Source organism: Bacillus sp. 204(2023), assembly GCF_037027505.1.
Classification (GTDB): Bacteria; Bacillota; Bacilli; order Bacillales; family Bacillaceae; genus Bacillus; species Bacillus subtilis.
In genome coordinates, this window is sequence record NZ_JAXCHE010000014.1 from 17,585 (window position 1) to 26,766 (window position 9,182).

Annotated in this window: 19 protein-coding genes; all 19 read right to left on the bottom strand. The window is 41.7% G+C overall.

Annotation, left to right across the window (positions count from 1 at the left end; genetic code table 11):
• Positions 1 to 14: 14 nt before the first annotated feature.
• The 19 genes from rplR to WA279_RS20025 all read right to left on the bottom strand — a co-directional run bounded on the left by rplR (position 15) and on the right by WA279_RS20025 (position 9,179).
• Positions 15 to 377, bottom strand: a complete 363-nt coding sequence (rplR, locus tag WA279_RS19935) for a 50S ribosomal protein L18 (protein ID WP_003225816.1) — start codon at positions 375 to 377, stop codon at positions 15 to 17.
• Positions 378 to 409: 32 nt separating this feature from the next.
• On the bottom strand, positions 410 to 949 hold the full coding sequence (rplF, locus tag WA279_RS19940) for a 50S ribosomal protein L6 (RefSeq protein WP_004399690.1): 540 nt from the start codon (positions 947 to 949) through the stop codon (positions 410 to 412).
• A 29-nt stretch (positions 950 to 978) separates the two neighbouring features.
• Positions 979 to 1,377, bottom strand: a complete 399-nt coding sequence (rpsH, locus tag WA279_RS19945; RefSeq protein WP_003241998.1) for a 30S ribosomal protein S8 — start codon at positions 1,375 to 1,377, stop codon at positions 979 to 981.
• Positions 1,378 to 1,408: 31 nt separating this feature from the next.
• Positions 1,409 to 1,594: a 30S ribosomal protein S14 gene (gene rpsN, locus WA279_RS19950; RefSeq protein ID WP_003156488.1), complete on the bottom strand. Its 186-nt coding sequence runs from the start codon at positions 1,592 to 1,594 to the stop codon at positions 1,409 to 1,411.
• 22 nt (positions 1,595 to 1,616) lie between these two features.
• Positions 1,617 to 2,156: a 50S ribosomal protein L5 gene (gene rplE, locus WA279_RS19955; RefSeq protein ID WP_336156432.1), complete on the bottom strand. Its 540-nt coding sequence runs from the start codon at positions 2,154 to 2,156 to the stop codon at positions 1,617 to 1,619.
• A gap of 26 nt (positions 2,157 to 2,182) precedes the next feature.
• Positions 2,183 to 2,494: a 50S ribosomal protein L24 gene (gene rplX, locus WA279_RS19960; protein ID WP_003156486.1), complete on the bottom strand. Its 312-nt coding sequence runs from the start codon at positions 2,492 to 2,494 to the stop codon at positions 2,183 to 2,185.
• A gap of 36 nt (positions 2,495 to 2,530) precedes the next feature.
• Positions 2,531 to 2,899, bottom strand: coding sequence for a 50S ribosomal protein L14 (rplN, locus tag WA279_RS19965; RefSeq protein ID WP_003225805.1), 369 nt, complete (start codon positions 2,897 to 2,899; stop codon positions 2,531 to 2,533).
• 40 nt (positions 2,900 to 2,939) lie between these two features.
• Positions 2,940 to 3,203, bottom strand: coding sequence for a 30S ribosomal protein S17 (rpsQ, locus tag WA279_RS19970; protein WP_003225804.1), 264 nt, complete (start codon positions 3,201 to 3,203; stop codon positions 2,940 to 2,942).
• 22 nt (positions 3,204 to 3,225) lie between these two features.
• Complete coding sequence (gene rpmC, locus WA279_RS19975; RefSeq protein ID WP_003156482.1) at positions 3,226 to 3,426, bottom strand: 50S ribosomal protein L29; 201 nt, start codon at positions 3,424 to 3,426, stop codon at positions 3,226 to 3,228.
• Entirely contained in the window at positions 3,416 to 3,850 is a 435-nt protein-coding gene (gene rplP, locus WA279_RS19980; RefSeq protein WP_003225801.1) for a 50S ribosomal protein L16, read from the bottom strand. The genes rpmC and rplP overlap by 11 nt, the downstream gene beginning before the upstream one ends.
• 1 nt (position 3,851) lies before the next feature.
• Positions 3,852 to 4,508, bottom strand: a complete 657-nt coding sequence (gene rpsC / locus WA279_RS19985; RefSeq protein WP_003235068.1) for a 30S ribosomal protein S3 — start codon at positions 4,506 to 4,508, stop codon at positions 3,852 to 3,854.
• A gap of 3 nt (positions 4,509 to 4,511) precedes the next feature.
• The gene (gene rplV / locus WA279_RS19990; protein ID WP_003156475.1) at positions 4,512 to 4,853 is read right to left on the bottom strand and encodes a 50S ribosomal protein L22; all 342 of its coding nucleotides are present in this window, start codon (positions 4,851 to 4,853) and stop codon (positions 4,512 to 4,514) included.
• Between the two features lie 16 nt (positions 4,854 to 4,869).
• Positions 4,870 to 5,148, bottom strand: coding sequence for a 30S ribosomal protein S19 (rpsS, locus tag WA279_RS19995; RefSeq protein ID WP_003156472.1), 279 nt, complete (start codon positions 5,146 to 5,148; stop codon positions 4,870 to 4,872).
• A gap of 57 nt (positions 5,149 to 5,205) precedes the next feature.
• Positions 5,206 to 6,039, bottom strand: coding sequence for a 50S ribosomal protein L2 (gene rplB / locus WA279_RS20000; RefSeq protein ID WP_003225795.1), 834 nt, complete (start codon positions 6,037 to 6,039; stop codon positions 5,206 to 5,208).
• Between the two features lie 31 nt (positions 6,040 to 6,070).
• Positions 6,071 to 6,358 carry a 50S ribosomal protein L23 gene (rplW, locus tag WA279_RS20005; protein ID WP_003156467.1) on the bottom strand — a complete coding sequence of 96 codons (288 nt, stop codon included), beginning with the start codon at positions 6,356 to 6,358 and terminating at the stop codon, positions 6,071 to 6,073.
• Positions 6,358 to 6,981: a 50S ribosomal protein L4 gene (gene rplD / locus WA279_RS20010; RefSeq protein ID WP_004399658.1), complete on the bottom strand. Its 624-nt coding sequence runs from the start codon at positions 6,979 to 6,981 to the stop codon at positions 6,358 to 6,360. Before rplD ends, rplW begins: the two co-directional genes overlap by 1 nt.
• Before the next feature lie 27 nt (positions 6,982 to 7,008).
• On the bottom strand, positions 7,009 to 7,638 hold the full coding sequence (rplC, locus tag WA279_RS20015) for a 50S ribosomal protein L3 (RefSeq protein WP_004399671.1): 630 nt from the start codon (positions 7,636 to 7,638) through the stop codon (positions 7,009 to 7,011).
• 39 nt (positions 7,639 to 7,677) lie between these two features.
• A complete protein-coding gene (gene rpsJ / locus WA279_RS20020) occupies positions 7,678 to 7,986 on the bottom strand; it encodes a 30S ribosomal protein S10 (protein WP_003156464.1) in 309 nt (102 codons plus the stop codon).
• A 236-nt stretch (positions 7,987 to 8,222) separates the two neighbouring features.
• Complete coding sequence (locus WA279_RS20025) at positions 8,223 to 9,179, bottom strand: alpha/beta fold hydrolase (protein WP_336156434.1); 957 nt, start codon at positions 9,177 to 9,179, stop codon at positions 8,223 to 8,225.
• Positions 9,180 to 9,182: the final 3 nt, after the last annotated feature.

A 9,182-nucleotide genomic window follows, 5' to 3' on the forward strand; every position in this document is an offset into this window, starting at 1 on the left:
CCCTCCTTCTTTTATTAAAATTTAAGTCCAGCTTCACGAGCGGCATCAGCCAAAGCTTTTACACGTCCATGGTATAAGTATCCGCCACGGTCAAATACTACGTCAGAAATGCCTTTTTCAGCAGCGCGTTTTGCAACTAATTCTCCAACTTTAGTAGCAGCAGAAGTATCTCCAGTGCTTTCAACGTTCAAGTCTTTATCGAGAGTAGATGCACTAGCAAGTGTTACACCATTTACATCATCGATGATTTGAGCGTAAATGTGCTTGTTAGAACGGAAAACGTTCAGGCGCGGTCTTTCAGCAGTACCGGAAAGTTTAGCGCGAACACGAGCGTGTCTTTTAAGACGAGCAGCATTTTTGCTAGTTTTCGTAATCATCTAGGTCACTCCTTTCTTCACTTTAAGCGATCTTACTTAGCAGATTTACCTTCTTTACGGCGAACAACTTCACCTTCGTAGCGGATTCCTTTACCTTTGTAAGGCTCTGGAGAACGTACAGCGCGGATGTTAGCAGCAATAGCTCCTACGCGTTCTTTGTCTGTACCTTTTACAACTACTTTTGTTTGAGAAGGAACTTCGATTTCGATGCCTTCTTCAGGAACGATCTCAACAGGATGAGAGTATCCAACGTTTAAAACAAGTTTATTTCCGGATTTAGAAGCACGGTAACCGACACCGACTAATTCCAAACCTCTTTCAAATCCTTTAGATACACCTTCAACCATGTTGCCAAGCAGACTGCGAGTCGTACCATGCAGGGCACGGTGCTCTTTTTGATCAGAAGGACGAGCGACTGTAAGCACATTGTCCTCTACTTTAATCTCCATATCAGGGTGAAACGTACGAGTTAATTCTCCTTTTGGTCCTTTCACAGCTACAGTGTTGTTATCATTTAACGTTACTGTAACATCAGAAGGAATCTCAAGTAGCTTCTTACCTACACGAGACATACCAAACACCTCCATTCATGTTAAACTTCTTACCAAACGTATGCTAGAACTTCTCCACCAGCTTGTTTTGCACGGGCTTCTTTGTCCGTTAAAACACCTTGTGATGTAGAAATAATCGCGATTCCAAGACCGTTAAGTACGCGAGGTACTTCATTAGATTTAGCATAAACACGCAAACCAGGCTTGCTGATTCTTTTAAGACCAGTGATAACGCGCTCGTTGTTTTGTCCGTATTTCAAGAAAACGCGGATGATACCTTGTTTGCTGTCTTCTACGAACTCAACGTCACGAATGAAACCTTCACGCTTTAAAATTTCAGCAATTTCTCTTTTCAATTTAGAAGCAGGAATTTCAAGCTTCTCATGACGTACCATGTTTGCATTGCGAATACGAGTTAGCATATCTGCAATTGGATCTGTCATAACCATTATATAATTACCTCCTTCCCTTTCTTGGGGATTACCAGCTGGCTTTTTTCACGCCAGGAATTTGTCCTTTATATGCAAGCTCACGGAAACAAATACGGCAAAGTTTAAATTTACGAATGACTGAATGCGGACGTCCGCAGCGTTCACAGCGTGTGTACTCTTGTACTTTAAACTTTGGTGTACGTTGTTGTTTCGCAATCATAGACTTTTTAGCCACGATTTCGCCTCCCTTTCATTGATTATTTCTGGAACGGCATACCTACTTGAGTTAATAGCTCACGAGCTTCTTCGTCAGTATCAGCAGTTGTTACGATAACGATGTCCATTCCGCGAACCTTTGTTACTTTATCGTAGTCAATTTCAGGGAAGATTAACTGTTCTTTGATACCAAGTGTGTAGTTGCCGCGACCGTCGAAAGATTTTTTAGAAACCCCGCGGAAGTCACGTACACGCGGTAAAGATACAGAAATAAGTTTATCAAGGAAATCATACATGCGCTCTCCGCGAAGAGTTACTTTCGCACCGATAGGCATTCCCTCACGAAGACGGAATCCAGCAATTGATTTCTTCGCACGAGTAACGACAGGTTTTTGACCTGCGATAAACGTTAATTCTTCAACAGCACTGTCGATTGCTTTGGCGTTTTGAACAGCGTCACCAACACCCATGTTGATTACGATTTTTTCGATTTTAGGCACTTGCATGACTGAATCATAGTTGAACTTAGTCATTAAAGCAGGTGCAATTTCTTTATTGTACTTTTCTTTAAGGCGGTTCATGAGATAGACCTCCCTTCCTTTTAATACTATTTATCTAGAACTTGCCCAGATTTTTTTGCTACACGAACTTTTTTGCCATCTTCCACTTTGTATCCTACGCGAGTCACTTCACCTGTTTTAGGATCGAGCGGCATAACGTTTGATACATGAATTGGCGCCTCTTGATTAGAAATACCGCCTTGAGGGTTAGCTTGAGTTGGTTTAGAGTGTTTCTTTACCATGTTAACACCTTCAACTAAAACGCGGTCCTTTTTAGGGAAAGCAGCAAGGATTGTTCCTTGTTTGCCTTTATCTTTACCAGAGATAACCATAACTTTATCGCCTTTTTTTACATGCATCCTGATCGCACCTCCTTGAGTAAGGCATTTATTTCATTAGATAACTTCTGGAGCTAGAGAAACAATTTTCATAAAGTTGTTTTCACGCAATTCACGAGCAACTGGTCCGAAGATACGAGTTCCGCGTGGGCTCTTGTCGTCACGGATGATAACACATGCATTCTCATCGAAGCTGATGTATGAACCGTCACTTCTGCGCGCTCCGCTTTTAGTGCGAACGATAACAGCTTTTACGACTTCACCTTTTTTGACAACGCCTCCTGGTGTTGCTTGTTTAACCGTGCAAACAATTACATCACCAATGTTAGCTGTTTTACGTCCAGAACCACCAAGAACTTTAATAGTAAGTACTTCACGTGCGCCAGAGTTGTCAGCTACTTTTAAACGAGTCTCTTGTTGAATCATTATTTGTTACCTCCCTTCGGAAAAAGAATTCCGAACTTTATTAGATAATAACAGCTTCTTCGACAACTTCAACTAGACGGAAACGCTTAGTTGCAGACAATGGACGAGTTTCCATGATCTTAACGATGTCACCGATTTTAGCTTGATTATTTTCATCATGTGCTTTGAATTTTTTTGAGTATTTTACGCGTTTACCGTAAAGTGTATGTTTTTTGTATGTCTCAACAACAACAGTAATGGTTTTATCCATTTTGTCAGAAACAACACGGCCTTGGTAAACTTTGCGTTGGTTACGTTCGCTCATGCTCACGACCTCCCCTCAGTGATTATTTATTAGCAGCAATTTCTCTTTCACGAATCACAGTTTTCATGCGCGCGATAGCTTTGCGCACTTCACGAATGCGAGCAGTATTTTCAAGTTGTCCTGTCGCTAATTGAAAGCGAAGATTGAAAAGTTCTTCTTTAAGAGACTTTACTTTTTGTTCAATTTCAGCAGTGGTAAGGTCACGAATTTCATTAGCTTTCATTTGATTCACCACCAATTTCTTCACGTTTTACGAACTTCGTTTTAATTGGCAATTTGTGAGATGCAAGGCGAAGCGCTTCACGAGCAACCTCTTCAGACACACCAGAAATTTCAAATAAAACTTTGCCCGGTTTTACAACAGCTACCCAACCTTCTGGAGCCCCTTTACCGGATCCCATACGTACCTCAAGTGGTTTAGCAGTGTAAGGTTTAGAAGGGAAAATTTTGATCCAAACTTTACCGCCACGTTTCATGTAACGAGTCATCGCAATACGTGCAGCTTCGATTTGACGGTTAGTAATCCAAGAAGCTTCTAGAGCTTGGATACCGAATTCTCCGAAATGTACTTCAGTACCGCCTTTCGCACGGCCACGCATTTTTCCGCGATGCTCTCTGCGATATTTAACGCGTTTTGGTAATAACATATTATTTTCCTCCTTCCTCATTTTTCTTCTTAGTAGGAAGAACCTCTCCACGATAGATCCAGACTTTTACACCAAGCTTACCGTAAGTAGTATCAGCTTCAGATGTTGCATAGTCAATGTCCGCACGCAATGTGTGCAATGGAACAGTTCCTTCACTGTAGTATTCAGAACGAGCGATATCTGCACCGCCAAGACGACCAGAAACCATTGTTTTCACACCTTGTGCTCCAGCACGCATAGTACGTTGGATTTGTTGTTTCTGCGCACGGCGGAAAGAAACACGGTTTTCTAATTGACGAGCGATGTTGTCAGCAACTAGCTGTGCATCAAGATCTGCTCTTTTGATTTCAAGAATGTTAATGTGTACACGCTTGCCAGTAAGGCTGTTAAGGGCTTTGCGAAGTGCTTCGACTTCAGAACCGCCTTTACCGATAACCATACCAGGCTTAGCTGTGTGGATCGTAATGTTAACGCGGTTTGCTGCACGCTCGATTTCTACTTTAGAAACAGAAGCGTCAGAAAGGCGTTTGCTAATGTATTCACGAATTTTTAAATCTTCGTGCAGGAAGTCAGCGTAATCTTTACCAGCGTACCACTTAGATTCCCAATCACGAATGACTCCGATACGAAGACCGACTGGATTTACCTTTTGACCCACTACTTATCCCTCCTTCTTTTCTGATACAACGATTGTAATGTGGCTCGTACGTTTGTTGATTTGGCTCGCACGTCCCATAGCACGTGGGCGGAATCTTTTTAACGTAGGGCCTTCGTCAACGAATGCTTGAGAAATAACCAGGTTGTTAGCGTCCATTTCATAGTTATGCTCAGCATTTGCAATAGCGGATTTTAATACTTTCTCGATAATTGGAGAAGCAGCTCTTGGTGTAAGGTTCAAGATTGATACTGCCTCACCTACTTGCTTGCCTCGAATCAGGTCCATTACTAGACGTGCTTTACGAGGAGCAATACGGACTGTTCTTGCAACAGCTTTAGCTTGCATTTAAAAGCCTCCTCTCTTAGCGTCTTGTTTTTTTGTCATCACTAGCATGACCTTTGTACGTACGAGTTGGAGCGAATTCACCCAACTTGTGCCCTACCATATCTTCAGAGATGAATACAGGCACGTGTTTACGTCCGTCATAGACTGCGATTGTGTGACCAATAAACTGTGGGAAAATAGTAGAACGACGAGACCAAGTTTTTACGACTTGTTTCTTGTCTGTTTCATTTAATTTCTCGATTTTAGTCATCAAGTGTCCATCGACAAATGGTCCTTTTTTTAAGCTGCGAGCCATTTTGGAACCTCCCTTCGTGATTGCACTACGGTCCGAAAAGAACCGTAGACAACCCCGTTATTTATTTTTACGACGACGTACGATAAATTTATCGGATTTGTTCTTTTTCTTACGAGTCTTGAATCCAAGAGTTGGTTTGCCCCATGGAGACATTGGTGATTTACGTCCGATTGGCGCACGTCCTTCACCACCACCGTGTGGGTGATCGTTAGGGTTCATTACAGAACCACGAACAGTAGGACGGATGCCTTTCCAGCGAGAACGTCCAGCTTTACCAATGTTGATAAGTTCGTGCTGTTCGTTACCTACTTGACCGATAGAAGCACGGCAAGCAGAAAGGATCATGCGAACTTCACCAGAGTTAAGACGTACAAGAACGTATTTACCTTCTTTACCAAGAACCTGAGCAGATGTACCAGCTGAACGTACAAGCTGTCCGCCTTTACCAGGTTTTAATTCAATGTTATGCACAACTGTACCAACAGGGATGTTGATAAGTGGAAGTGCATTACCTACTTTAATGTCAGCTTCAGGACCTGACATGATTTCAGTACCTACTTGAATTCCTTTAGGAGCAAGAATGTAACGTTTTTCTCCGTCTGCATAGTTGATTAGAGCGATGTTAGCTGAACGGTTTGGATCGTATTCAACTGTAGCAACGCGTCCAGGTATACCATCTTTATCGCGTTTGAAGTCGATAACACGGTATTGGCGTTTATGTCCGCCACCTTGGTGACGTACAGTCAATTTACCTTGGTTGTTACGTCCGCCTTTTTTGTGAAGGGGAGCAAGCAAGGATTTTTCCGGCTTGTCAGTCGTGATTTCAGCAAAATCTGAAGTTGTCATACCACGACGTCCATTAGAGGTCGGTTTATACTTTTTAATCGCCATTTTGAATTTCCCTCCTTCTTTTTACAGATAATTAAGCTTCAAAAATTTCGATTTCTTTGCTGTCTGCAGTAAGTTTTACGATCGCTTTTCTGCGACGGCTAGTCATACCAGTGTAGCGTCCAACACGTTTTGATTTGCCTTTGTAGTTCATGATGTTGACTTTGTCAACTTTCACTCCAAAGATGCTTTCAACCGCGTCTTTCACTTCTGTTTTGTTAGCTCTTACATCAACTTCAAAAGTATATTTTTTTTCAGTCATTAAATCAGCAGAACGTTCAGTAATGACGGGGCGCTTTAGAACATCACGAGGATCTTTCATTATGCAAGCACCTCCTCTACTTTTTCAACCGCTGCTTTTGTAATCAGAAGCTTCTCGTGGTTGACAACGTCTAAAACGTTGATTCCGTTAGCTTCAACAACAGTAACTCCAGGAATGTTACGAGCAGATAATGCTACTGCTTCGTTTGCATCCGCAGTTACGATTAAAGCTTTTTTCTCAACAGATAATCCTTTAAGGATAGCTGCCATTTCTTTTGTTTTAGCCGTATCAAGAGTAAGATCTTCAAGAACGATGATGTTGTTGTCGATCACTTTAGAAGACAATACTGATTTGATTGCCAAGCGGCGAACTTTTTTAGGTAATTTATAAGAATAGCTGCGTGGTGTTGGGCCGAATACGACACCACCTCCGCGCCATTGCGGTGAACGGATTGAACCTTGACGGGCACGTCCAGTACCTTTTTGACGCCATGGTTTACGACCTCCGCCGCGTACTTCAGAACGATTTTTTACTTTGTGAGTTCCTTGACGTAAGGAAGCTCTTTGCATAAGAATAGCGTCGAATACAACACTCTCATTTGGTTCGATACCAAATACAGAAGCGTTTAATTCGATGTCACCAGCAGTAGAACCGTTTTGGTTGTATAATGCTACTTTTGGCATAATCAATTTCCTCCTTTCCTAAGAGAATTATTTAGATTTAACAGCACTTTTAACAGTGATTAAAGATTTCTTCGCACCAGGTACGTTACCTTTGATCAAAAGAAGATTGCGTTCTGCATCAACTTTTACGATTTCAAGGTTTTGAACAGTGATTTGCTCTCCGCCCATACGTCCAGGTAATAATTTACCTTTGAATACACGGTTAGGATCTACAGGTCCCATTGAACCAGGACGACGGTGGTAGCGTGAACCGTGAGACATAGGTCCGCGAGATTGTCCGTGGCGCTTGATCGCACCTTGGAAACCTTTACCTTTAGATACTCCTGTTACATCTACGATTTCTCCAGCAGAGAAAATTTCAACCTTGACTTCCTGACCAACTTCATACGCATCCATTTCCACTCCGCGTAATTCTTTAACGAAGCGCTTAGGAGCAGTTTCCGCTTTTGCAACGTGCCCTTTTTCAGGTTTGTTAGAAAGCTTTTCACGCTTGTCGTCAAAACCAAGCTGGATTGCTTCATAACCGTCGTTTTCAGCTGTTTTCTTTTGAAGAACAACGTTTGGAGCAGCCTCGATAACAGTTACCGGAATAAGATCACCATTCTCAGCGAATACTTGCGTCATACCAATTTTTCTTCCTAAGATTCCTTTGGTCATTCGTCACACCTCCTATTAAGATCATTCTATATTTTAGAATTAAAGTTTAATTTCGATATCGACACCAGATGGTAAGTCTAATCGCATAAGAGCATCAACAGTTTGTGGTGTTGGGTTCACAATGTCGATTAAACGTTTATGTGTACGCATTTCAAATTGCTCACGAGAATCTTTGTATTTGTGCACCGCACGAAGGATTGTGTAAACTGATTTTTCAGTTGGCAACGGAATCGGACCAGATACGCTGGCACCAGAACGTTTTGCCGTTTCAACAATCTTCTCTGCAGATTGATCAAGGATTCTATGATCATATGCTTTCAAACGAATACGAATTTTTTGTTTTGCCATTATTTTCCCTCCTTTTCGCCTACATCACGTTAGACAGTTCTCCGTGAGAAAAACCTGAACACCTTGCCATGGCAAAGCGGCCGGGTGTGTCAGCAACCTCTCACTTCATCGCAGTCAAAGACCAACATACACCATTATACAGAAAATAGGCGCATGTTGCAAGACTTATTTAAAATATGCATGGTTTGCACACTTTTTTCATTATACAGGGGTTTTTCTTAATTATCAAGGATCTATCATAAATGGTGTCGTGCATGTCGACTTAATGTGTTCGCGAATAATAACGGCTCCTCAATATGCGGGGTGTGGGCTGAGTTCTCAAATTGAAACCAGAGCTTTTCGGGTGCCTCAAGTTCTTGATAATACTGTTTCGATATTTCAGCAGGAACAATTAAGTCATGTTTCCCTGAAATGAAAACACACGGTACTTTAATAGAAGGAACTGATGTAAAAGCATTAAACCGGTACAACTCATCAGTTAAATGTTTTTTACTGAAGCGCAATCCATTGAGGAAGCTGTGCATGTTCCGCACTCCATACTCATTGCCAGTAAGCATTTGAAATAATACAGCTAGAGATTGACGATGACGGCGAGTGAATCCTCCCCTGCTTAGCTCGACACAAAACCGATAGATAAGGTGCTGGATATCCTGCTTCCAAGGCGGAGCACCAATGAAACGTGTGAGGAAAGATAATATGCTTGCTTTTTTTGATTCAGAAATTTCACGAATATGTTGATAAGCAGTTGATTCTTCATCGTAAGGGTTAACAACCTGGCTGATTCCATAATACGCGTAAAATAAATCAGGACACTGCTGCAGCACATGAAGCGCCAATATTGACCCCCAAGAATGACCGGCTAGGTAAAGTTTTGATTTTGAAAAATGAGCTAAAAGCCATTGAGTGACTTGGATTGTATCTTTAATGAAGTGATTTATTGTCATAGAGTGATGCGAAATTCGCTTAGAATAAGAAAGCCCCGATCCTCTCTGATCCCAATGAACTACTGTAAAATACTGTTCCAGCTCTTTTTGATAATGTCTAACATATCCGATTTGCGGCGTTCCCGGCCCGCCATGTAAAAAAAGCAGCAATGGATTTTTCACGTCAACTCCATTAATCATCAGCATTTGCTTTGTATTTCCAATGCTTAGTTCTTTCATGATTGCGATTGATTTCTTTTCAGGAATCATAAA

Excerpts from the sequence above, each read along its gene's own strand:
- rplR (WP_003225816.1), bottom strand. The coding sequence starts at position 377 with ATGATTACGAAAACTAGCAAAAATGCTGCTCGTCTTAAAAGACACGCT.
- rplF (WP_004399690.1), bottom strand. The coding sequence starts at position 949 with ATGTCTCGTGTAGGTAAGAAGCTACTTGAGATTCCTTCTGATGTTACA.
- rpsH (WP_003241998.1), bottom strand. The coding sequence starts at position 1,377 with ATGGTTATGACAGATCCAATTGCAGATATGCTAACTCGTATTCGCAAT.
- rplE (WP_336156432.1), bottom strand. The coding sequence starts at position 2,156 with ATGAACCGCCTTAAAGAAAAGTACAATAAAGAAATTGCACCTGCTTTA.
- rplX (WP_003156486.1), bottom strand. The coding sequence starts at position 2,494 with ATGCATGTAAAAAAAGGCGATAAAGTTATGGTTATCTCTGGTAAAGAT.
- rplN (WP_003225805.1), bottom strand. The coding sequence starts at position 2,899 with ATGATTCAACAAGAGACTCGTTTAAAAGTAGCTGACAACTCTGGCGCA.
- rpsQ (WP_003225804.1), bottom strand. The coding sequence starts at position 3,203 with ATGAGCGAACGTAACCAACGCAAAGTTTACCAAGGCCGTGTTGTTTCT.
- rpmC (WP_003156482.1), bottom strand. The coding sequence starts at position 3,426 with ATGAAAGCTAATGAAATTCGTGACCTTACCACTGCTGAAATTGAACAA.
- rplP (WP_003225801.1), bottom strand. The coding sequence starts at position 3,850 with ATGTTATTACCAAAACGCGTTAAATATCGCAGAGAGCATCGCGGAAAA.
- rplV (WP_003156475.1), bottom strand. The coding sequence starts at position 4,853 with ATGCAAGCTAAAGCTGTTGCAAGAACAGTCCGTATTGCTCCTCGTAAA.
- rpsS (WP_003156472.1), bottom strand. The coding sequence starts at position 5,148 with ATGGCTCGCAGCTTAAAAAAAGGACCATTTGTCGATGGACACTTGATG.
- rplB (WP_003225795.1), bottom strand. The coding sequence starts at position 6,039 with ATGGCGATTAAAAAGTATAAACCGACCTCTAATGGACGTCGTGGTATG.
- rplW (WP_003156467.1), bottom strand. The coding sequence starts at position 6,358 with ATGAAAGATCCTCGTGATGTTCTAAAGCGCCCCGTCATTACTGAACGT.
- rplD (WP_004399658.1), bottom strand. The coding sequence starts at position 6,981 with ATGCCAAAAGTAGCATTATACAACCAAAACGGTTCTACTGCTGGTGAC.
- rplC (WP_004399671.1), bottom strand. The coding sequence starts at position 7,638 with ATGACCAAAGGAATCTTAGGAAGAAAAATTGGTATGACGCAAGTATTC.
- rpsJ (WP_003156464.1), bottom strand. The coding sequence starts at position 7,986 with ATGGCAAAACAAAAAATTCGTATTCGTTTGAAAGCATATGATCATAGA.
- WA279_RS20025 (WP_336156434.1), bottom strand. The coding sequence starts at position 9,179 with ATGATTCCTGAAAAGAAATCAATCGCAATCATGAAAGAACTAAGCATT.